We start from the raw sequence: 21,685 nt of genomic DNA on the forward strand, positions 1-21,685 counted from the left end.
TGGCCCGCGCCGGGGTACCGGCCGCGGCGCGCGCGGCCGCGGCCCCCTGGACCACCCTGGTGCCGCATGCACTCGGCCCGGGCGGCGCGGCCCTGTGCGGCGGCGATTGCAGTGCGCTGCTGCCGGACGCGCTGGCGGCGGCCACGGCCGAACTCAGCGCCGCCTATGGCCCCGATCCGGCGTCATGGCACTGGGGAACGGCGCACGAGGCCCGATTCGAGCATCCGATCCTGCGCGCCTTCGGCCGCCTGGGCGGCATGGCCGGGGCGCGCATCGCCGCGCCGGGCGACGACTCCACGCTGTTCCGTGCCGGCATGGGCCCGGGCAGCTTCGATGCCGTGCATGGCGCCGGGCTGCGCGGCGTGTTCGACCTTGCCGACCCGGACCGCAGCCTGTTCATGGTGGTGCCCGGCCAGTCCGGCAACCCGGCCAGCCGGCTGGCGCGAAACTTCATCGAACGCTGGCGCGATGGCGGTATGGTGACGATCCGCGCCGAGCCCGAGGTGGTGGACGTCCGCCTGCACCTGACCCCTGGAGCCCAGCCATGAGCGATCGCTTCCGGCCCGCGCCACCGTCCCGGGCCGCCGTCCTGCAGGAAGACTGGCTGACCCGGGGCGTGCTGGTGCGGCGCCTGATGGCCTTCGGAATCGATGTGGTCATCCTGGCGGTGCTGATGACGGCGTTGTGGGCGCTGCTGTTTGTGTTCGGCCTGGTCACGCTGGGCCTGGGCATGCCGCTGCTGTCGCTGCTGCCGGTGGCACCACCACTGTACCACTTTCTTTTCCTGGCCGGCCCCTGGGCCGCCACGCCCGGCCAGATGATGATGGACCTGGTAGTGCGGCGGGACGCCGACCTGCGCCGCCCCGATACGCTGGAGGCGCTGATCAGCGTCGGCGGGTTCTATCTGACCCTGGCGCTGGGCGCGTTCTGGCTGGCGGTGGCACTGCTGACGACGCGCAATCGCACCCTTCACGACCTGGTATCCGGGCTGGTGGTGGTGCGGCGCGACATGCTCTCGCCATTGACGACGCGATAACCGGGCTGGAACATGCCCGTGGGAGGTCCCCCCACCGTATGAGCTACAAGCCCCCGCGGCGCCCCCAGTTCTTCTACACAACCGCGCCGCTGCCCTGTCCCTATGTCGCCGGCCGCATCGAGCGGAAGGTGGTCACGGAAATCGCCGGCCCGGAAGCCGACATGCTGCACGACCGCCTGTCGCGGGCCGGCTTCCGCCGCAGCCACAACATCGCCTATGCGCCGGTCTGTCCGGGCTGCAACGCCTGCATCCCCATCCGCGTGCCGGTGCGCGACTTCCAGCCCGACCGCACGCTGCGCCGCATCGCGCGCGCCAACGAGCAACTGGAAGGCTACGAGGTGCCGGCGCGCGCCAATGCCGAGCAGTTCCAGTTGTTCCAGCGCTATCAGCAGGCACGCCACCGCGACGGCGACATGGCGAGTATGAGCTTCTACGACTATCGCGCCATGGTGGAAGACACCCCGATCGACACCTTCATCGCGGAGTTCCGCGACGAGAGCGACCGGCTGGTGGGGGCCTGCCTGACCGATCGCCTCGGCGACGGGTTGTCGGCGGTCTATTCCTTCTATGCGCCGGGCCTGGAGAAACGCTCGATCGGCACCTACACGATCCTGTGGCTGATCGAGCGGGCGCGCCTGTCGGGCCTGCCCTATGTCTACCTGGGCTACTGGGTGCCGGAGAGCCGCAAGATGGCCTACAAGGCCCGCTTCAAGCCCAGCGAGATCCTCGCCGGCGGCGTGTGGCGGGTGCTGACCGAGGCCGACCTGACCACGCCGGCGGGTGCCAGGGCCCTGGTTCCGGAAACCGCCGGCTGACCCGAGGCGAGAGCGGAACAAGGCACCCCCGGCGGCAAGCCGCGAAGGGCACGCCGCAGGAAAGCCGGCGGTGGAGAAGGTATCGGCGTCACGATTTCGTTACGAATTGATATCAACCGTGGCCGGAACTCCATGTTTTGCTCTCGGCTGCTGTCGTGGATGGCGGTGACGGTGCCAGCGATGCGGGAATGGCAACAAAATGCGCACCAGGAATATTTGCGGAAAAAATTGTACTGATTACACTTTTCGGTGGTGTTCCACGAAAAGCTGGATCGTCCCGCGATAGGGTGCTAAATCATAACAAATACATTGCGTCAGGCTTCCGCCGTGAACCATTACGATGTACTCGGCATTGCCGTGGATGCCGATGCAGCAGCGATCAAGCAGGCCTATCGCCGCTTGGCGATGCGCCTGCACCCCGACCGCAATCCCGGCAACAGGCATGCCGAAGCGGCCTTCAAGGCCATCAACGAAGCCCATGCCGTTCTCGGCAATCCGGAGCGGCGTGCCGCCTATGACCGCACCCTGAGGACCGGCTCCGCCCATGCCGGAGTCCGCCACGAGGCCGGCGCCGCCGGCCCGGAGAGAGCCCGCCGCGAGACCGGTGCGGCGGCGCAAGCCAGCCCTCGCCGCCAGGCCGGTGCGACCAGCCAGGCCCAGTCCCGCCGCGAGGCCGATGTCGAGGCATTGCGGCAGGCCACCCGGGCGGCCCGGGCCCGGATGTTCGCCCAGATCAAGGCCGACCAGGCCCGCCGGCAGGCCGAGGCCGCGGCCCGTGCGCGGCTGGACGAGGAATGCCGCGCCGCCCAGGCCCGCGCCTATGCCCAGGCCGCCACCACGTCCAGGGCGGGCCGGCACACCACGCGGGGACGGGTGACGGCGATGGCAAAGAAACTTTCCGATGCCGTCATCGTCGGCCTGGTCGTGTTCCTGGCCATGGACCTGCTGCTGACGATCGCGGTCGGCACGGCCACCGGCGGCGTGGATGCCGCGCTGGTGGGGGGCTGCGTCTTCCTGGGCGGCCTGGGCATCTTCGTCGTGCTGCAGCGCCTGTTCTCCCGCCTGGGCTGGGCAGCCGGCACGAAATAGGCCGCGGCCGCCCTTCCATGGGCGCTCAACCGAAATGCGCCCGTGGATGGCTGCCCACGGTTCCCCGGCACGGCATGATGCCGCCATGTCCGATGATGCCGCCCCCCCTGCCCCACCTTCTGCCCCACCTGCCACCGTCGCCGTGATCGGTGCCGGACCGGCGGGATTGATGGCCGCCGAAACGCTTGCCGCCGGCGGAGCCGCAGTGACTGTCTACGATCATATGCCATCTCCGGGCCGCAAGCTGCTGATGGCGGGGCGCGGCGGATTGAACCTGACCCATAGCGAACACCTTGACGCCTTCCTCGATCGTTACGGTTCCGCCCGCGCCCGGCTGCAGGACGCCATCACCGCCTTTCCGCCCGAGGCCACGATCGCCTGGTGCGAAGGGCTGGCGCAGCCGACCTTCGTCGGCTCCAGCGGACGCGTGTTCCCGCGGGCGATGAAGGCCTCGCCGCTGCTGCGGGCCTGGCTCGGGCGGCTGGCAGCGAGGGGCGTGCGCTTCGTCCTGCGCCAGCGCTGGACCGGCTGGACCGAAGACGGGGCGCTTACCTTCGCCGGCGCGGCGCCGGTGCGGGCCGATGCCGTCGTGCTGGCCCTGGGCGGCGCGTCCTGGCCCCGGCTCGGTTCGGATGGCGGCTGGACCACGCTGCTGGCCGATTGCGCGATCACACCGCTGCGCCCGGCCAATTGCGGCTTCGTCATCGACTGGTCGGAGGTGTTCCGCAGCCGTTTCGCCGGCACACCGCTCAAGCGCATCGCGCTGTCCTTCCGCGGCCGGGTCGTCCGCGGCGAGGCGGTGGTGACCGAAACCGGCATCGAGGGCGGCGCCGTCTACGCGCTCTCGGCCGCGTTGCGCGACGCCATCGCCGCCGAGGGGCCGGTGACGCTGCATCTCGACCTGCGCCCCGATAGCGACCGCGCGGCCCTGGACCGGCGGCTGGGCGGGCCGCGCGGCAGCGCCTCGCTGTCGGGCTTCCTGCGCAAGGCGGGCGGGCTGCCGCCGGTCGGCATCGGACTGGTGCAGGAGGCGCTGCATGGCGGCGCGGCACCCGATCTGGTGGCGCTGGTGAAGGCGTTGCCGCTGCGCCTGCAGGCGCCGACCCCGCTCGCCAGGGCGATCTCCACCGCCGGCGGGCTGTCGATGGACGAACTGGACGAAAACTGGATGCTGCGCCGCCGCCCCGGCGTGTTCGCCGCGGGCGAGATGCTGGACTGGGAAGCGCCGACCGGGGGCTACCTGTTGCAGGCCTGCCTGGCCACCGGCGGCGCCGCGGGGCGCGGGGCGCTTGCATGGCTGGCCCGCGCTTGAGCGGCGGGCAGGCGTCGCGCAGAGTGTCCCGGCATCAGATGGAGGATCGCACGGCGATGGCTGGCAGGATCGAGGCGAGGCTGCAGGAACTGGGGATCACGCTGCCGACCCCGATGGCGCCCCTGGCCAATTACGTCCCCTTCGTGCAGACCGGCGACCTGGTGGTGGTCAGCGGCCAGATCCCGGCGGTCGACGGCAAGGTGGCGGTCACCGGCAAGGTCGGGGCCGGGGTTTCTGTCGAGCAGGCGCAGCAGGCCGCGCGCCTCTGCCTGATCAACGTGCTGGCGCAATTGCGGGTGGCCTGCGGCGGCGATCTCGACCGGGTGCAGCAGGTGGTCCGCCTCGGCGGCTTCATCGCCGCGCCGTCCGAGTTCACCGGCCATGCCCAGGTGATGAACGGCGCCTCCGACCTCGCCGTGGCCGTGTTCGGCGATGCCGGGCGGCATGCGCGCAGCACGGTCGGCGTGCCGTCCCTGCCCGCGGACGCGGCGGTGGAAGTCGAGGGCATGTTCCGGATTGCCTGATCGCAACCCGTCCCTACCTGAAAGGGCATGCCGGACGGATCGACCTCGCTCTCGCTGACGTTGCACAAGGCCATCGCCGATATCGCGCCATCCGCCTGGGATGGTTGCGGCGGCGAGGGCAATCCGTTCGTCTCGCATGCCTTCCTCTCGGCGATCGAGGACAGCGGCTCGGCCGGCGCGCGCACCGGCTGGCTGCCGCAGCACGCGGTGCTGCGCGACGGCAAGGGGCACGTGGTGGCGGTCGCGCCGATGTACGCGAAGTCGCACAGCTATGGCGAATACGTCTTCGACCATGGCTGGGCGCACGCCTTCGAGCGGGCCGGCGGGCAGTATTACCCAAAGTTGCAGATCGCCAGCCCGTTCAGCCCGGTGCCCGGCCCGCGCCTGCTGACGCGCAGCGTGCCGCCGGCGGCGCTGGCGGAGGGACTGGCGCAGGCCTGCGCGGAACTCGGACTGTCCTCGGCGCATGTGACCTTCTGCACCGAAGCCGAATGGCAGGCGCTCGGCGAGGCCGGCTGGCTGCAGCGAACCGGCATGCAGTTCCACTGGCAGAATGCCGGCTACGGTGATTTCGAGGGCTTCCTCGCCGCCCTGAACGCCCGCAAGCGCAAGAGCATCCGCCGCGAACGCCGCGACGCCCAGAACTGCGGCCTGGAATTCGTCACCCTGCGCGGCGGCGACATCGGCCGGCGCGACTGGGACGCGTTCTACGGCTTCTATACCTCGACCGTGGACCGCAAATGGGGCAGCGCCTATCTCACCCGGCGCTTCTTCACCCTGCTGGGCGAGCGGCTCGGGGAAAAGGTGGTGCTGATGATGGCCCGCTCGCCACGCGGCTGGGAGGCCGGGGCGCTGAACCTGATGGGCGCCGACACGCTCTATGGCCGCAACTGGGGCTGCCGCGGCGAGTGGCCGTTCCTGCATTTCGAACTTTGCTATTACCGCGCCATCGCGTTCGCGATCGAGCAAGGGCTGGCCCGGGTCGAGGCCGGCGCGCAGGGCGAGCACAAGATCCAGCGCGGCTACCTGCCGCAGCCGACCTGGTCGGCGCATTGGATCGCCCATCCCGCCCTGCGCCGGGCGGTGGCCGAGTTCCTGGACCAGGAACGGGCGCAGAAGATAGCGGAAATGGCGGCCCTGGCGGAATTCTCGCCGTTCCGCCATGCGGGCGAAACGGACTGACGCCGCCCGGCGAGCAGATGACCGTTGCGCTGTCGATCGGTTTCGCGCTGATGTTGGCCTCGATCCTGTTGGCAACCTGGCCGGGGCGGCGCACACGTGATCTCGTACCGGGTGAGTGACTTCCTGACGGCCGATCCGGCCGCGCTCGCGCATCGCCTGGCCTGGCAGGACCAGCAGCGCTTCCGGCGCAACGAACCGCAGCAATTGCGCGCCTGGACCGCCTCGATCGCGGCGTTGCGGGCGGCGCTGGCCGACTGGCCGGACGCGGCGTCATGGCGCATGGTGCTGGAATATCCGATGCGCCGCCTGTCGCGCCGGATCGATGCGGTGCTGGCGACCCCGCGCGCCATTCTGGTGCTGGAGTTCAAGATCGGCGCGGCGCGCCACGAGGCGGCAGACCGGCGGCAGGTGGACGATTACGCGCTCGACCTGCGCGACTTCCATGCCGCGAGCGGCGCGCATCCGGTGGTGCCGATCCTGGTTGCCACTGATGCCCCGGCCCGGCCGGTGACCTGGCCGCTGCTGATCCCGGCGGTGACGGAGGTGCTGGACGCCAATGCCGCCACGCTGGCCGGGTTGCTGCGCGATCTCTGGCGACGCCTGCCCGTCCCGGCGCGGCCACTGGACGTGACCGCCTGGGAAGACGCGCCGTATCGCCCGGTGCCCGGCATCATCGACGCCGCCTGCACGCTCTATTCGCATCACGGCGTGCAGGAGATCGCCACCGCCCAGGCCGGGGCGCGCAACCTGACCGCGACCACGCAAGCCATCCTGGCGGCGGTTCGCGGCGCCGAAGTCGAAAGCCGGCACCTCGTGCTGTTCGTGACCGGCATCCCCGGCGCGGGCAAGACACTGTGCGGCCTGAATGCCACCTTCGGCGCCGGGCGCGACCAGGGCACCATCTTCCTCACCGGCAATCCCACCCTGGTCCACGTGCTGCGCGAGGCGCTCGCCCGTGATGCCGCGGCCCCCGGAGGCACCAGCCTGCGCGCCGCCCGCCAGCGCACCAAGGCGGCGATCCAGGCCCTGCCCGGATTCCGCGACGACGCGATCCAGCGCGGCCATGTGCCGCCCGAGCACGTCGCCGTCATCGACGAGGCGCAGCGGGCCTGGGCGCGCGCGCATGCGGTGCGAAAAAGCCGTGACCGCGAGGTGCAGTTGTCGGATTCGGAACCGGGGCACCTGCTGGACATCATGGCCCGGCACCGGGATTGGGCGGTGCTGGTCTGCCTGGTTGGCGGCGGGCAGGAGATCCATGACGGCGAAGGCGGGCTGGCGGAATGGGGCAACGCCCTGGCGACGCGCCCGTGCTGGCAGGTATTGGCAGCCGAGCCCGTCCTGCGGCAAGCCGATCCGCGCCAGCGCCTGCCCGCCCTGCCCGGGCTGCGGATCGTCCCGGACCTGCATCTCGATGTGCCGGTGCGCAACCTGCGCAATCCCTTCGCCGCGCCCTGGGTGGATGCGCTGCTGCGCAACGCCTGCGACGAAGCCGCCGCCATCGCACGCGACCACGGCCCGCTGCCCTTCGTGCTGACCCGCGACCTCGATGGAATGCGCGCGCAACTCCGCGCCCGTTGCCGCGGCGAACGGCGGGCCGGGCTGGTCGCCAGTTCCGGGGCGAAGCGGTTGCGGGCGGACGGGCTGGGCGCGGAGTTGCCGCATATGGACGCCGCCACGGTCGCGCACTGGTTCCTGGACCGCTGGCCCGCCGATGTGCGCGCCTCCGACGCGCTGGAGGTGGTGGCAAGCGAATTCTCGGTGCAGGGTCTCGAACTGGACCATGTCGGGCTCTGTTGGGGTGGCGACCTGATCCGCGCGCGCGGGAACTGGCTGGTGCGGGATTTCGTCGGCACGCGCTGGCAGATCCCGCGCGGAGCGGAGGCCATCGCCAACCGCATCAACACCTATCGCGTGCTGCTGACGCGGGCGCGCTACGGGACGGTGATCTGGGTGCCGCGCGGCGCGGCCGTGGACCCCACGCGTCACCCCGTGGAATTCGATGCCGTCGCCGATACCCTGCGCGCCTGTGGCGTCACCGCCTTGAGCGACGCGGACGAGGTGAAGACGGGCGCGACCGCGGAACCGTCACTCCTGCTCTGAAGCTGGTCCGCCGCCCCCCGACTCCACGCCGAGACCCGCAGCAAGATCCTCGAAGGACAGATGCAGATCCCCGATCGTCGGCAGGCGCAAGGCCCGCAGGCGTCGCTCCACCTCGCGCATCCGCGTCGAGCGCAGGTCGTGACGAAATCGCGTCAGCACCGCTCCTGCCGAATCGGCCTGACGAAACCGGTCAGCCTGTATCAGGACGCGATGTTGCAGCGCGCGCAACTCCTGGCGTTGCATTGCCGGGACGGCCTCCGCGTCAAGTTGCAGCACCGGATGGAAGGCATGCTGGTCCAGCCAATGGAGCATCCAGTCGCGGGCAATGTCATGCGGCATGGTGTCGGCTTCCCGTATCGATGGCGCTGACCGGACGTCCCCCGCGGCCCGCCCACGCACCGGATTGCGACAGGTGGCGGATCAGAAAGGTGTGCTGGCAGGCTCGTGCTGCAGCGTGACCCATTGGTCGGTGGTGAAGGCGGTGATCGCCCAGTCCCCGCCGAAACGACCAAAGCCGGAGTTCTTCTCACCGCCAAACGGATTGTTCGGCAGATCGTGCACCGGATGGTCGTTGACATGCGCCATGCCCACCGCCAGTCGCCGGGCGAAGCGGACACCGCGTTCGAGGTCGCGGGTGAACACGGCGCCGGAAAGCCCCTGCTGCGTGGCATTGGCGAAACGCAGCGCCTCCTCCTCGTCGGCGGCACGGATCACCGGCGCGACCGGGCCGAACAATTCCTCCTGGGCGAGCGGTGAGTCGTTGGCCACGTCGGCGAAGACATGTGGCGGCACGACCAGGCCACGAGGCTCGCCGCCGAGCACTTCGCGCGTCCCCGCCTCGCGTGCCAGCCGGATGCGCGCGAGCAAGGCATCACGCTGGCGCCGGTTGATCAGTGGTCCGATCATCGTTGACGGGTCGGCAGGGTCGCCAACCCGCAGCCCCCGTACATAAGCGATGAAACGGTCGAGGAAGGCGTCGTACACCGCATCCGTCACGATCAGCCGGTTGGCGATCATGCAGATCTGGCCCTGATGCAGGAACTTGCCGAAACAGGCGCAGCTCGCTGCCTGATCGAGATCCGCATCCTCCAGCACCACGATGCTGCCATTGCCGCCAAGCTCAAGCTCGGTGCGCTTGAGCATCGAGGATTGCACGGCCAGCATGGCAACATGCCGCCCGATCCCGGTGGAGCCGGTGAAGGAAATGACGCGCGGGACCGGATGCAGGACGAAGGCATCACCGATCTCGCGCGCGGCGCCGGCGACGACGCTGAACACGCCCTCGGGCAACCCGGCCTCTTCCAGGATCTTCGCCAGCAGCAGGCCGCCGGTGACCGGCGTGTCGGACGCAGGCTTGACCACCACCGCATTGCCGACAGCCAGTGCCGGCGCCAGCGAGCGCGCCGTGAGCTGCAACGGCCAGTTCCACGGGCTGATCACGCCGACCACGCCGACCGGGCCACGATAGACCCGGAACTCCTTGCCGGTGACGTCGCCGGGCAGGATGCGCCCTTCCACCCGATAGGGCATCGAGGCGCTTTCCAGCATCACCGCATGCACCGCGCTCCATTCCATCTCCGCCTTGAGACGGGTGCTGCCGGATTCGCGGATCAGCCAGTCGACGATTTCGCCGCGACGTGCCCGCATGATGCAGGCCGCACGACGCAACACCGTGGCCCGCACCGTCGGCAGCGACGCGGCCCAGGCGGGTTGGGCCACGCGGGCGGTGGCATAGGCGACATCAAGATCTGCCAGTCCCGCAGAGGGAATTTCCAGGATGGTCTCGCCACGATAGGGATCCTCGTCGCGGATCGTGGCCTTGCCGCTGCCGTGGCGCCAACTGCCGCCGATCGGCTGGCGATCGAACCCGTCATACGGGGCGGGCGGGCTCACTGCGCCGCTCCGGGGGGGCGGCCCGCCATGGCAGGAGTCTGCCCTCCTTCGCCGCCCGTCCTGAACCGGGACAGGCCGTGCTGCCGGACCTCACTTTCACGCAGCCCGGAAACGATGTCTGTCTTGCGCAAGCTGTCCTCGCAATGCTGGTTCTTGTTGTTGTTAAGGCATGGCCCAACAGCCCCTGCCAGGCGCTCGGCGCCGCAAACGAAACGGGACCGGCTTGCATCCGGTTTCGATTTTGCCGCCAAAGCGGCGGCCTTGACCAGCACTAACCCGGCCCAGGCACGATGGTCGATACCGGGCATTGCGTAGACAAGGTCATCTTTTTTCGAATTATCTCCAGAATCGACCCGAATCTTCCTCAAATCCACAAGGCCGTCCCCAGCGACGATCGGTGACGAATATTCGCCGATTGCCCTCTCACCCCCCTTTCATCACCCCGAGGTTGCCGGCAAGTCGTTCGCATCGTCCCCATCTTCCCGGGACCAGCGAAGTCGTGGAAACGAATGAACTACATGCGCGGATGGGCTCCGGGCATCCCAAGGTTTTGTCACCTGTGCCCCCGAACGGAGCCATCCAGGCACCGGTTGCCGCACCAGCCGGAAGCCGTGCTTCACAATGGCGGTGGAGCCCGGCCATCCGCCTCAGGCAAGAATGCCGGGCAGATCCAGCCGATGGGTGCGGGCGCAGGCCAATGCGTCGTCGTACCCCGCATCCGCATGCCGCATGACGCCGCTGGCCGGATCGTTCCAGAGCACGCGCGCAATCCGTCGCGCCGCCTCCGGCGTGCCGTCGCAGACCACGACCATGCCGGCATGCTGCGAGAAGCCCATGCCCACGCCACCGCCATGATGGATCGACACCCAGGTGGCACCGGACGCGCAATTGAGCAGCGCGTTCAGCAGCGGCCAGTCGGACACGGCATCCGAGCCATCACGCATGGCCTCGGTCTCGCGGTTGGGGCTGGCGACCGAGCCGGCATCAAGATGATCGCGGCCAATCACCACCGGCGCCGATACCTCGCCGCGTGCCACCATCTCGTTGAAGGCCAGCCCGATGCGGTGGCGATCGCCGAGCCCGACCCAGCAGATGCGGGCCGGCAATCCCTGGAAGGCAATGCGCGCACGGGCCATGTCGAGCCAGTGATGCAGATGCCGATCCTCGGGAAGCAGTTCCTTCACCTTCGCATCGGTGCGGAAGATGTCCTCGGGATCACCCGACAACGCCGCCCAGCGGAACGGCCCGATGCCACGGCAGAACAACGGGCGGATATAGGCCGGAACAAATCCCGGAAAATCGAAGGCATCGTCCACGCCTTCGTCCTTCGCCATCTGGCGGATGTTGTTGCCGTAGTCGAAGGTGGGAATGCCCAGGCGGTGAAAGCCCAGCATGGCGCGCACATGGTCGGCCATCGACGCCCTGGCGGCCCGTTCGACACCACGGGGATCGCTCGCACGGGCCTGTTCCCAGCGATCGAGCGTCCAGCCGCGCGGCAGGTAGCCATTGACCGGATCATGCGCCGAGGTCTGGTCGGTCACCACGTCCGGGCGCACGCCCCGCTTCAGCAGGTCCGGCAGAACCTCAGCCGCATTGCCCAGCACGCCGACCGAGACCGGCCGTCGCTCGCGCGTCGCCTGCGCGATGATCGCCAGCGCCTCGTCAAGATCGCGCGCCTGCCGGTCGAGGTAGCGCGTACGCAGCCGCATCTCGATGCGGGAGGGCTGGCACTCCACCGCGAGCAGCGAGGCACCGGCCATGGTGGCGGCCAGCGGCTGGGCACCGCCCATGCCACCCAGCCCCGCGGTCAGGATCCATCTTCCCGTCAGGTCGCCGCCATAATGCCGACGGCCGATCTCGGCGAAAGTCTCATACGTGCCCTGCACGATGCCCTGGCTGCCGATATAGATCCACGACCCCGCTGTCATCTGGCCGTACATCATCAGCCCCTTGCGATCGAGCTCGTGGAAACTGTCCCAGTTTGCCCAGTGCGGCACGAGATTGGAGTTGGCAATCAGCACGCGCGGCGCATCGGCATGGGTGCGGAACACACCGACCGGCTTGCCCGATTGCACCAGCAGGGTCTGATCCGCCTCCAGGCGTCGCAGCGCGGCGACAATGCGGTCGAAACTGTCCCAATCGCGCGCGGCCCGACCGATGCCGCCATAGACCACCAACTCGGCCGGGCGTTCCGCCACCTCCGGGTCGAGGTTGTTCATCAGCATGCGCAGCGGCGCTTCGGTCTGCCAACTGCGCGCCGACAACGTTGTCCCACGCGGACTGCGGATGCTCCGGGCATTGTCGATGCGGGTCATCAGGGGGCATGTCCATCTGATAAGGCCAGGGCTCCGCCCTGGACCTGCCAAGGGCCACAAGGCCCTTGGATCCCATTCGCGCTGCGCGGCACAGAGTCATGGGTTCCAAGGGCAAAGCCCTTGGCCCGGTCCAGGGGCGGAGCCCCTGGCGGGGGCGGGGCAGCGCCCCGCATCTCAGGTCAGCTCCGGATCAAGGCCAGGCAGGGCGATTTCGGCCACTTCCAGGCATATGCGCTCCCGGATCATGCCAGCGGCGCAGGCAATATCCGGGGCGAGCAACCGGTCCTCACCCAGGGTGGGCACGCGGCGGCGCAGGGCCGCGCGCACGCGTTCGAGCGGCGGGCTGGAGGCCAGCGGCGCGTGCATGTCGCAGCCCTGTGCCGCCGCGAGCAGTTCGATGCCGAGGATCTGCATCAGGTTCTCCGCCATCTCGCCCAGGCGCCGCGCGCCATGGGTGGCCATCGACACGTGATCTTCCTGGTTGGCCGAGGTCGGGATGGAATCGACGCTGGCGGGATGGGCGCGCTGGCGGTTCTCCGCCACCAGTGCCGCGGCGGTGACCTGCGGGATCATGAAGCCGGAATTCAGCCCCGGTGCGGGCGTCAGGAAGGCCGGCAGGCGTGACAGCGTGGGATCGACCAGCATGGCGATGCGCCGCTCGGCGAGCGCGCCGATCTCGCAGAGCGCGAGCGCGATCTGGTCGGCGGCGAAGGCGACCGGCTCGGCGTGGAAATTGCCGCCGGAGAGGATCTCCCCGGTGGCCGCGAACACCAGCGGGTTGTCGGTGACGCCGTTGGCTTCGGCGGCGAGGGTGACCGCGGCGGCGCGCAGCAGGTCGAGGCAGGCGCCCATGACCTGGGGCTGGCAGCGCAGGCAATAGGGATCCTGCACGCGATCGTCGCCGTCGCGATGGGAGGCACGGATCTCCGATCCCGCCATCAGGGCGCGCAACGCGGCGGCCACCTCGATCTGCCCTGGCTGGCGGCGCAGCGCGTGGATGCGGGCGTCGAATGGCGCGTCGGAGCCACGGGCCGCATCGGTCGAGAGCGCGCCGCTCACCAGGGCGGCGCGATGGGCATCCTCGGCGGCGAACAGGAAGGCGAGCGCGAGCGCGGTCGAGACCTGGGTGCCGTTGAGCAAGGCCAGGCCCTCTTTCGGCGCGAGCGTGAGCGGGGCCAGTCCGGCCCGCTGCAGCGCCTGCGCCGCCGGCATGCGCGCCCCTTCCAGGGTCGCCTCGCCCACGCCGATCAGGGTCGCGGCAAGGTGCGCCAGTGGCGCGAGGTCGCCGGAGGCGCCGACCGATCCCTGCGCCGGGATCACCGGCAGGATATCGCGCCGCAGCAGATCGTTCAGGCGCTGCAGCGTGGGCCAGCGGATTCCGGAAGCGCCCTGGCCGAGGCTGGCGATCTTCAGCGCCAGCACCAGCCGCACCACCGGTGCCGGCAAGGGCGGCCCCACCCCCGCCGCGTGCGACAGCACGATGTTGCGCTGCAAGGCCGCAAGCTCGCCGGGGGCGATGCGGACCGAGGCGAGCCGGCCGAAGCCGGTATTGACGCCGTAGACCGGCGCGTCCGCGGTCACGACCTTGTCCACGGTCGCCGCCGCGGCCTCGACCGCGGGCCGGCAGGCGGGATCAAGCGCGGCCGGGACGCCCTGCCAGATCGCCCGCCAGTCGCCGAGCGGCACCTGCCCCGGGCGCAAGGTCACGGCCGGCACGGCACACCCCCGAAGACGCGCTGGTGCAACGGGTTGAATCCCATGCGCCAGACCAGCTCGGCGGGAGTCTCGATGTCCCAGATGGCCAGGTCGCAGACCTTGCCCGGCTGCAGCGTGCCGATATCAGGCAACCGCCCCAGCGCGCGGGCGGCCTCGCGGGTGACGCCGGCGAGGCATTCCTCCACCGTCAGGCGGAACAGTGTCGCCGCCAGATTCATCGTCAGCAGCAGCGAGGTCAGCGGCGAAGTGCCGGGATTGCAGTCGGTGGCAAGGGCGATCGGCACGCCATGGTGGCGCAACGCCGCGACCGGCGGGACCCGGGTTTCGCGCAGCACGTGGAAGGCACCGGGCAGCAGCACGGCCACCGTGCCGGCGCGCGCCATCGCCGCCACGCCGGCATCCGAGGCGTATTCCAGGTGATCGGCCGAAAGCGCGCCGTGTTCGGCCGCGAGCCCGGCGCCACCGAGATCGGAAAGCTGGTCGGCATGCAGCTTCACCGCCAGTCCGGCGGCGCGGGCAGCGGCGAGGACGCGCGCGGCCTGCTCCGGCGAGAAGGCGATGCGCTCGCAGAAGACGTCGGCCGCCGCGGCAAGTTTCGCCGCGGCGACCGCCGGGATCATGTCGCGGCAGACCTGCTCGACATAGGTGTCGGCATCGATGGCTTCGGGCGGCAGGGCATGGGCGCCAAGGAAGGTCGGCACGATCCGCACCGGGCGCAGGCCGGCCAGATAACGGGCCACGCGCAACTGGCGCAGCTCGGCCGTGGCCTGCAGGCCGTACCCCGACTTCACCTCGACGGTGGTCGCGCCTTCGGCCAGCAGCGCGTCCAGCCGCGGCAGCGTGGCGGCGAGCAAGGCCGTCTCGTCCGCCGCCCGCGTCGCCCGCACCGTGGAGAGGATGCCGCCGCCGGCACGCGCGATCTCCTCGTAGCTGGCGCCGGCCAGGCGCTGCGCGAATTCCCCGGCACGATCGCCGGCGAAGACCAGATGGGTATGGCAATCGACCAGGCCGGGCGTGACCCAGCGCCCGGCACAGTCGATGCGCTCGGCGGCATCCAGGGCGGACGGGGCCACTTGCGCCTCGCCGGCATAGGCGATGCGGCCATCCTGCGTCGCGATCAGGCCATCATCGATGGCGCCCAGGCCAGGGCGACCGGGGTCGAAGGTGAGCAGGCGGGCGCGGAACCAGAGACGGTCGCAACGCATGGGGCGGGCTCTCCTCGCCACAGGAGACACGGCGGGCGCCCGGCCTGTCCACTCAGAAGCGACACGTGGGTACCACCGGGCAGTGAATTCTCGCGTAGCGCTTGCCCGCCGGCACCGGGGCGTCGATCATGCCCGCATGACCGAACCTTCCCCCGCCTGGTCCCCCCGTACCCTTGCCGCCCAGGCGCTCGGGCATATCGACGAGCCTTCGCGTGCCGTCGTGCCGCCCATCCACATCGCCACCACCTTCCTGCGCGATCCCGACAACCAGTATCGCAGCGGCAACGTCTACGGCCGCGCCGACAACGTCACCGTGCGCGAGGCCGAGTCGATCATCGCGGCCCTCGAGGGTGCCGATGCCGCCATGGTGCTGGGCTCGGGCATGTCGGCCGCGACCGCCGTGTTCCTGGCGCTGGCACCGGGGGACCACGTGGTGGTGCCGAAGGTGATGTACTGGGCGCTGCGCGGCTGGCTGCAGAACGACGCCACGCACTGGGGCCTGCGGGTCGAGGGCGTGGACACCACCGACCTCGACGCCCTGCGCCAGGCCATGCGGCCCGGCGAGACGAAGCTCGTCTGGCTGGAATCGCCCGCCAACCCGCTCTGGGGCGTGACCGACATCGCCGCCGCGGCGGACATCGCGCATGCCGCCGGGGCAAAGCTGGCCGTCGATTCGACCTGTGCCACCCCGGTGCTGACCCGGCCCCTCGCCCTTGGGGCCGACATCGTCATGCATGCCGCCACGAAATACCTGAACGGCCATTCCGACGTGATCGCCGGGGCGCTGGCGACCCTCCGCCCCGACGCGTTCTGGGAGCGCATTCGTCGCAACCGGTCGATGTTCGGCCAGATCCTGGGCCCGCTGGAGGCATACCTGCTGATTCGCGGCATGCGCACGCTGCCGCTGCGCGTCGCCGCCGCCTGCACCAGCGCCATGGACCTCGCCACCCGCTTCGCCGGCCATGACCACGTCGCGCAGGTGCTGTATCCGGGCCTGCCCGGCCATCCCGGCCACGACATCGCCTGCCGGCAGATGCAGGGCGGCTTCGGCGGCATGCTCAGCATCCGCGTGCGCGGCGGCGAGCGCGCGGCGATCGACGCGGCGGCACGGGTGCGGTTGTGGAAGCGCGCGACCTCGCTGGGCGGGGTGGAGAGCCTGATCGAGCATCGCGCCTCGATCGAAGGGACGGGATCTCCCTGCCCGCCCGACCTGCTGCGTCTGTCGGTGGGCATCGAGGACCCGGCCGACCTGTTCGCCGATCTCGACGCGGCGCTGCGCGGCGCCAACGCATGATCGGCCGGCGGGCCCTGCTGGCCGCGGGCGCCGCTGCGCTCGGCGGCGCGGTGCCCGCCGCCGCGGCGCTGCCGCTGGCGGCAACCCCGGTCTCGCGCATGGACCTGCGCTGGTGGCGGGAGCGGCACGCGGCGAAGCTGGCCGAGATCCGGTCGCGCCCGGTCGAACTGGTGTTCCTCGGCGATTCGATCACGCAGAACTGGGAAACCTCCGGCCCGCCGCCCTGGCGGGATTTCGCGCCGCTCTGGCGGCACTGGTATGGCGACCGGCAGGCAGTCAACCTGGGTTTCAGCGGCGACGCCACCTGCCACCTGCTCTGGCGGCTGCGGAACGGCGAAATCGACGGCATCGCGCCGAAGGCGACGGTCATCCTGATCGGCGCCAACAATCTCGGCCGGCTGCACTGGCCGGCCGAGGACACCCTCGCCGGCATCGAGGCGGTGGTGGCGGAGACGCGGCACCGCCTGCCGGACAGCGGGATCCTGCTGCTGGGCATCCTGCCGAGCGAGCGCAGCGCCTGGGCCAGCGCAACCACGCAGACGGTCAACCGGGCGCTCGCGTCCCGTTTCGGCAAAGGGCAGGTGCCGGGCGTGGTCTGGTTCGATCCCGAACCGGTGTTCGCCCCGGGGGGACGGTTCGACCGCAGCCTGTTCTATGACCCGCTGCTGTCTCCGCCCCAGCCGCCGCTGCATCCCACCGCCGAGGGCCAGGCGCGCCTCGCCGCCGCCATCGAGCCGACGCTTGCCCGCCTGCTTGGGCAGGCACCACGGCACTGAGCCGGGCACTGGCATGGAAAGAAATCCCGGATTCCATCAGGATCCGGGAGATCATTTTGTCTCAAATCCGCAAAAGACGGCCGCATTTCAAACAGAATCGTAATACTATTTAATATATCTCTGGTAGATATCGCAGAGAAAACTTATGTCATAGCGTTATTTATCAAAATAAAATTTTATCTCGTAGATTTGATTATAATAATTTCCCCAATACCCACCGACGCAAACTTTTGTGATTGTCTGGTGACAGGAACGGCTGCCTCCGCGATAACAATTCGGATGTGGGCGATCGGCGGCTTTTCCAGACAAGCGTCTGTGAGTGGTCTATCCATTTTCGCGATGTAATTGTGCGGAAATTGCTACTGCACCGTTTCGCCGCATCGGGAAGGGTCGTGCGGTGGAAAAGAACATCGCGCCACGGGTTCGGCGACGGCAGCGAAGGTAACGCACTCGAGATGAGCAGCACTGTCATGGACACGACGCTTCCCGGGGAGCGTCGGGGAGCCTCGGCGTCGACCGGGCTCTCCTTTCCCTGTTCGGTTCAGCAGCAGCAATTCTGGGTGCTCGACCGGCTGGAGCCGGGCAATCCGGCGATGAACGTCGCGGTGCGCTGGCAGCTCGACGGGCGGATCTCGACGGAGGTGATGGAACAGGCCTTCCGCATCGTCATCGACCGTCATGAAGTGCTGCGCACCGGCTTTGTCGAGGTGGAGGGCAATCCGGTCCAGCGCGTGGCCTCCGCGCTGCCGCCGTTCCGGCTGGCCGATGTCGACCTGACCGGGTTGCCGGACACCGAGCGGGCCGCGCAGGTGCTGCGCATCAGCCGGCTGGAGGGGATGACGCCGTTCGACATCGCCGCGCCGCCGCTGATCCGCGCAACGCTGCTGCGGGTGGAGCCCACGCGCGCCATCCTGCTGGTCACCGCCCACCACATCGCCTGCGACGGCTGGTCGATCGGCGTGCTGGCGCGGGAGGTCGGCACGATCTATCGCAGCCTGCGCGAGCAACGCCCGCACCCGCTGGCGGACCTGCCGATCCAGTGCGGCGATTTCGCGCTCTGGCAGCAGGAATGGCTGAGATCCGAAGCCCTGGGGGCGGAAGCCGAGTACTGGGCCGTCAAGCTCGCCGGCATGAAACATTTCGAGGTCATGCCGGACCGGCCGCGCCCGCCGGTGCAGAGCTCGAACGGCCAGATCGTCTCGGTGCTGCTGCCGAAGGCGCTGACGACAGAGGTGCGGGCCCTCGGGGCCCGCCACGGCGCCACCTTCTTCGCCACCGCCCTCGCCGCCCTGAAGGCGCTGCTGCACCGGCTCACCGGCGAAACCGACATCGGCATCGGCACCCAGATCGCCGGCCGCCATGCCCCCGAACTGGAAGGCATGATCGGCGTCTTCATCAACACCCTGGTGCTGCGCGACGACGCCGGCGGCGACCCAGGCTTTTCCGCTTTCCTCGACCGGGTGCGCTGCACGGTGGAAGAGGCGCTCGCGCATGCGCAGATGCCGATCCAGCATCTGGTGGAAATGCTGAAGCCGCCGCGCGATCCCAGCCGCAATGCGCTGTTCTCGGTCAATTTCATCTTCCAGCGCAGCTTCATCAGCAATGCCGATTACGGCGAGTGGCGGCTGACCGACATCCCCTCGGTCTCGCCCGGCGCGATCTACGACCTCAATTTCTTCATGGTGGAGCGCCCGGAAGGCTGGCGGCTCTCCTGCGAATACAACACCGACCTGTTCGAAGAAGCGACGGTGCGGGGGATGCTGGAGCGACTGCAGCTCCTGCTCGGCGCCATCGTTGCCACCCCGCATTGCCGGCTTTCCGAGCTGCCAATCCTGCTGCCGGACGAACACCAGCGCCTGCTGGAGACCTGGAACGACACCGCCGCCCCCTTCCCCGCGGACATGACGGTCGCGGACCTGTGGGCGCAACAGGTCGCGCGCACCCCCGCGGCCCCGGCGCTGCTGTGGGACGGCGGCAGCCTCGGTTGCGGCGCACTGGACGCCGAGGCGACGCGGATCGCCGCGCACCTGGTGGCGGCGGGCATCGGGCCCGGGGCGGTGGTGGGCGTGGCGCTGCGGCGCTCGCCGGCGCTGGTGGCGGCACTGCTCGGCGTCCTCAAGGCCGGGGCGGCGTACCTGCCGCTCGATCCCGATCATCCGGCCAGCCGGCTGCTGTACATGGTCCGGACCGCCGGGGTCAGGCTGGTGGTGACCAGCGAGGCGATCGAGGCCAGCCTGCCGGCCGGGCTGCCCTGCCTGGTGCCGGAACGGGCCACAGGCAGCCTGCCGACTGCCGCCCCCGCCGCGGCGCGGCCGGAGGACATCGCCTATGTCATCTTCACCTCGGGCTCGACCGGCCAGCCGAAAGGTGTCGCCAACACGCATCGCGGCCTGATCAACCGCCTGGCCTGGCTGTGGCGAACCGAGCCGTATGGCCCGCGCGAACTGTCAATCCACAAGACCTCGCCGAATTTCGTCGATGCCGTCACCGAACTGCTCGGCCCGCTGCTGCGCGGCGTGCCGGTGCTGGTGGCCTCGCCCGAGGACGGCGCCGATCCCGCACGGCTGGGCGCGCTGATCCGGACGCACCGGGTCACCCGGCTGACACTGGTGCCGAGCCTGCTGGAAGCCCTGCTCGACCTGCGGGCCGATCTCTCCAGCCTGCGCCTGGTGATCTGCAGCGGCGAGGTGTTGCCGCGACGCCTGGCCGATCGCCTGCACGCCGCCTTTCCCGAGCTGCGGCTGATGAATTTCTACGGCGCCTCGGAAGCCAATGGCGACAGCCTCGCCTCTGTGGTCGCGCCGGGCAGCGGAGCGGTGCCGATCGGCCGGCCGATCGCCAACACCACCGCCTATGTCCTGGACGGGGCGCTGCACCCGATGCCGGAAGGCGCGCCAGGATTCCTGTACATCGGTGGTGCCGGGCTGGCGGCGGGCTATTTGAACCGGCCCGACCTGACCGCCGAACGCTTCATCGCCAACCCGTTCGGCGAAGGGCGGCTGTACCGGACCGGCGACATCGTCCGCTGGCGACATGACGGACAGCTCGACTATCTCGGCCGCGCCGACCACCAGGTGAAGCTGCGCGGCTTCCGCATCGAGCTCGGCGAGGTCGAGGCGGCGCTGCTGCAGCATCCGGGCATCGCCGAGGCGGTGGTGATGGCCGACGAAACCGCCGCCACGCTCGCCGCCTTCGTGGTGAAGCGGCCGAGCGCACCGGTCGATGCCGCCACCCTGCTGGCGGAGCTGCGGGCACAGGCCGGGCAGATCCTGCCCGCCTACATGCGGCCCGCCACCATCACCCTGCTGCAATCCCTGCCGCGCACCAGCACCGGCAAGATCGACCGGACCCGGCTGGTTGCGCCGCGCCCGGCCCCCACCGCGCCCGGCCGCGACCCGGCCCTCGCCACCGCGACCGAACGGCGCATCGCCGGGATCTGGCAGGAAGTGCTCGGGGTCATGCCGGCCGCGGCGACGGACAATTTCTTCGACCTCGGGGGACATTCGCTGCTGGCCGCGCGCATGCTGGCGAAGCTGGAGGCGCAGTTCGGCCAACGCATCCCGGTCGCTGCCCTGTTCCAGGCGCCGACAGTGGCCGAGCTTGCTACCCTGGTCGGCCAGGAGCCGGCCGACATCGCATGCCACCAACTGGTCCGGGTGCAGCCGCATGGCAGCCGGATCCCGGTGATCGCCATCAACAATACCGGGGTGTTCGCGCCCCTGGCGCGACGGCTCGGCAACGACCAGCCCTTCCTGGCGGTGCAACTGTTCGACCCGGCCCTGCCGCAGGCATGGCCACCGCGCAGCTTCGAGGACATCGCGGCCGCGCAGTTGCGCATCATCCGCCGGGCGCAGCCGCATGGCCCCTACGTGCTGGTCGGGCTGTGCGTGGCCGGCTGCCTGGCCTGGGAGATCGCGCAGCAACTCACCGCCCAGGGCGAGACGGTGAAGCTGCTGGTGATGTTCGACAGCTGGGCGCCGGGCTATACTCGGCGGCTGACACGACGCGGCCGGGTCCTGGCCGAACTCAGCTATCGCTGGCAGAATTTCCGCAACGAAATGCTGGAACGGCCGGGCACGGCGGCACGGCTGGGCTATGTCACCCGCCGCGTCGCCGAGAAGCTGCGCCTGCGCCGGCCGCCGCCGCCGCCCGCCGACACGCCCTGGTACCAGGCGCATCTCGTCGCCGCGGCGCAGGACTACACGGCGACGCCCTATGCCGGACGGGTGCTGCTGCTGCATCGCCGCGACCAGCCACACGGCCGCTTCCTCGACCCGCTGCTCGGCTGGAGCGGACTGCTGCAGGGGCCGCACGAGGTGCACGAGGTGCCCGGCACGCATGTGGGCATGTTCCAGGACCCGCATGCGGGCGTGCTCGCGGCGCATATCCGGCGCGCCCTGGCCGCCGCCGAGGCCGAGGACTGATCCG

At 70.0% G+C, this 21,685-nt stretch carries 17 protein-coding genes; 11 read left to right on the forward strand and 6 right to left on the reverse strand.

Annotated elements, in window-relative coordinates; translation table 11 throughout:
* From NBY65_RS00005 to NBY65_RS00040, 8 genes are all read left to right on the forward strand, one after another.
* The coding region (locus tag NBY65_RS00005; RefSeq protein ID WP_250265605.1) for a penicillin acylase family protein at positions 1 to 548 on the forward strand (548 nt) is incomplete at its 5' end.
* The gene (locus tag NBY65_RS00010) at positions 545 to 1,036 is read left to right on the forward strand and encodes an RDD family protein (protein ID WP_150043784.1); all 492 of its coding nucleotides are present in this window, start codon (positions 545 to 547) and stop codon (positions 1,034 to 1,036) included. The genes NBY65_RS00005 and NBY65_RS00010, both read left to right, overlap by 4 nt.
* A gap of 38 nt (positions 1,037 to 1,074) precedes the next feature.
* Positions 1,075 to 1,851: an arginyltransferase gene (locus NBY65_RS00015; RefSeq protein WP_150043786.1), complete on the forward strand. Its 777-nt coding sequence runs from the start codon at positions 1,075 to 1,077 to the stop codon at positions 1,849 to 1,851.
* 327 nt (positions 1,852 to 2,178) lie between these two features.
* Positions 2,179 to 2,940 (forward strand): DnaJ domain-containing protein, encoded by a 762-nt coding sequence (locus NBY65_RS00020; RefSeq protein ID WP_203330656.1) that lies wholly within the window; start codon positions 2,179 to 2,181, stop codon positions 2,938 to 2,940.
* Between the two features lie 85 nt (positions 2,941 to 3,025).
* Positions 3,026 to 4,252 (forward strand): BaiN/RdsA family NAD(P)/FAD-dependent oxidoreductase, encoded by a 1,227-nt coding sequence (locus tag NBY65_RS00025; RefSeq protein WP_150043788.1) that lies wholly within the window; start codon positions 3,026 to 3,028, stop codon positions 4,250 to 4,252.
* Between the two features lie 56 nt (positions 4,253 to 4,308).
* On the forward strand, positions 4,309 to 4,776 hold the full coding sequence (locus NBY65_RS00030) for a RidA family protein (protein WP_150043790.1): 468 nt from the start codon (positions 4,309 to 4,311) through the stop codon (positions 4,774 to 4,776).
* A gap of 27 nt (positions 4,777 to 4,803) precedes the next feature.
* Positions 4,804 to 5,958 (forward strand): GNAT family N-acetyltransferase, encoded by a 1,155-nt coding sequence (locus NBY65_RS00035; RefSeq protein WP_150043792.1) that lies wholly within the window; start codon positions 4,804 to 4,806, stop codon positions 5,956 to 5,958.
* 111 nt (positions 5,959 to 6,069) lie between these two features.
* On the forward strand, positions 6,070 to 8,058 hold the full coding sequence (locus tag NBY65_RS00040; RefSeq protein ID WP_239003037.1) for a DUF2075 domain-containing protein: 1,989 nt from the start codon (positions 6,070 to 6,072) through the stop codon (positions 8,056 to 8,058).
* On the opposite strand, the gene NBY65_RS00045 is transcribed toward NBY65_RS00040, so the two are convergent.
* The 6 genes from NBY65_RS00045 to hutI all read right to left on the reverse strand — a co-directional run bounded on the left by NBY65_RS00045 (position 8,044) and on the right by hutI (position 15,187).
* Positions 8,044 to 8,397, reverse strand: coding sequence for a hypothetical protein (locus NBY65_RS00045; RefSeq protein ID WP_150043796.1), 354 nt, complete (start codon positions 8,395 to 8,397; stop codon positions 8,044 to 8,046). The two genes, NBY65_RS00040 and NBY65_RS00045, sit on opposite strands and share 15 nt — an antisense overlap.
* Positions 8,398 to 8,478: 81 nt before the next feature.
* Entirely contained in the window at positions 8,479 to 9,951 is a 1,473-nt protein-coding gene (locus NBY65_RS00050) for an aldehyde dehydrogenase family protein (protein WP_150043798.1), read from the reverse strand.
* Positions 9,948 to 10,325: a hypothetical protein gene (locus tag NBY65_RS00055; protein WP_150043800.1), complete on the reverse strand. Its 378-nt coding sequence runs from the start codon at positions 10,323 to 10,325 to the stop codon at positions 9,948 to 9,950. Before NBY65_RS00055 ends, NBY65_RS00050 begins: the two co-directional genes overlap by 4 nt.
* 273 nt (positions 10,326 to 10,598) lie before the next feature.
* Positions 10,599 to 12,269 carry a urocanate hydratase gene (gene hutU, locus NBY65_RS00060; protein WP_150043833.1) on the reverse strand — a complete coding sequence of 557 codons (1,671 nt, stop codon included), beginning with the start codon at positions 12,267 to 12,269 and terminating at the stop codon, positions 10,599 to 10,601.
* Positions 12,270 to 12,440: 171 nt separating this feature from the next.
* Positions 12,441 to 13,973, reverse strand: a complete 1,533-nt coding sequence (hutH, locus tag NBY65_RS00065) for a histidine ammonia-lyase (protein WP_203330657.1) — start codon at positions 13,971 to 13,973, stop codon at positions 12,441 to 12,443.
* Positions 13,970 to 15,187: an imidazolonepropionase gene (gene hutI, locus NBY65_RS00070; protein ID WP_150043804.1), complete on the reverse strand. Its 1,218-nt coding sequence runs from the start codon at positions 15,185 to 15,187 to the stop codon at positions 13,970 to 13,972. The genes hutH and hutI overlap by 4 nt, the downstream gene beginning before the upstream one ends.
* A gap of 136 nt (positions 15,188 to 15,323) precedes the next feature.
* Between hutI and NBY65_RS00075 the strand changes: the two genes are divergently transcribed.
* From NBY65_RS00075 to NBY65_RS00085, 3 genes are all read left to right on the forward strand, one after another.
* Positions 15,324 to 16,481: a trans-sulfuration enzyme family protein gene (locus NBY65_RS00075; RefSeq protein ID WP_150043806.1), complete on the forward strand. Its 1,158-nt coding sequence runs from the start codon at positions 15,324 to 15,326 to the stop codon at positions 16,479 to 16,481.
* Positions 16,478 to 17,257, forward strand: a complete 780-nt coding sequence (locus tag NBY65_RS00080; protein WP_150043808.1) for a GDSL-type esterase/lipase family protein — start codon at positions 16,478 to 16,480, stop codon at positions 17,255 to 17,257. The genes NBY65_RS00075 and NBY65_RS00080 overlap by 4 nt, the downstream gene beginning before the upstream one ends.
* Before the next feature lie 455 nt (positions 17,258 to 17,712).
* On the forward strand, positions 17,713 to 21,681 hold the full coding sequence (locus tag NBY65_RS00085) for a non-ribosomal peptide synthetase (RefSeq protein ID WP_150043810.1): 3,969 nt from the start codon (positions 17,713 to 17,715) through the stop codon (positions 21,679 to 21,681).
* The last annotated feature ends 4 nt before the right edge of the window (positions 21,682 to 21,685 follow it).

The sequence above is a fragment of the Rhodovastum atsumiense genome, assembly GCF_937425535.1.
GTDB classification, from domain to species: domain Bacteria; phylum Pseudomonadota; class Alphaproteobacteria; order Acetobacterales; family Acetobacteraceae; genus Rhodovastum; species Rhodovastum atsumiense.

Excerpts from the sequence above, each read along its gene's own strand:
- NBY65_RS00015 (WP_150043786.1), top strand. The coding sequence starts at position 1,075 with ATGAGCTACAAGCCCCCGCGGCGCCCCCAGTTCTTCTACACAACCGCG.
- NBY65_RS00025 (WP_150043788.1), top strand. The coding sequence starts at position 3,026 with ATGTCCGATGATGCCGCCCCCCCTGCCCCACCTTCTGCCCCACCTGCC.
- NBY65_RS00075 (WP_150043806.1), top strand. The coding sequence starts at position 15,324 with ATGACCGAACCTTCCCCCGCCTGGTCCCCCCGTACCCTTGCCGCCCAG.
- NBY65_RS00085 (WP_150043810.1), top strand. The coding sequence starts at position 17,713 with ATGAGCAGCACTGTCATGGACACGACGCTTCCCGGGGAGCGTCGGGGA.
- NBY65_RS00045 (WP_150043796.1), bottom strand. The coding sequence starts at position 8,397 with ATGCCGCATGACATTGCCCGCGACTGGATGCTCCATTGGCTGGACCAG.
- hutI (WP_150043804.1), bottom strand. The coding sequence starts at position 15,187 with ATGCGTTGCGACCGTCTCTGGTTCCGCGCCCGCCTGCTCACCTTCGAC.
- NBY65_RS00030 (WP_150043790.1), top strand. The coding sequence starts at position 4,309 with ATGGCTGGCAGGATCGAGGCGAGGCTGCAGGAACTGGGGATCACGCTG.
- NBY65_RS00080 (WP_150043808.1), top strand. The coding sequence starts at position 16,478 with ATGATCGGCCGGCGGGCCCTGCTGGCCGCGGGCGCCGCTGCGCTCGGC.
- NBY65_RS00035 (WP_150043792.1), top strand. The coding sequence starts at position 4,804 with ATGCCGGACGGATCGACCTCGCTCTCGCTGACGTTGCACAAGGCCATC.
- NBY65_RS00010 (WP_150043784.1), top strand. The coding sequence starts at position 545 with ATGAGCGATCGCTTCCGGCCCGCGCCACCGTCCCGGGCCGCCGTCCTG.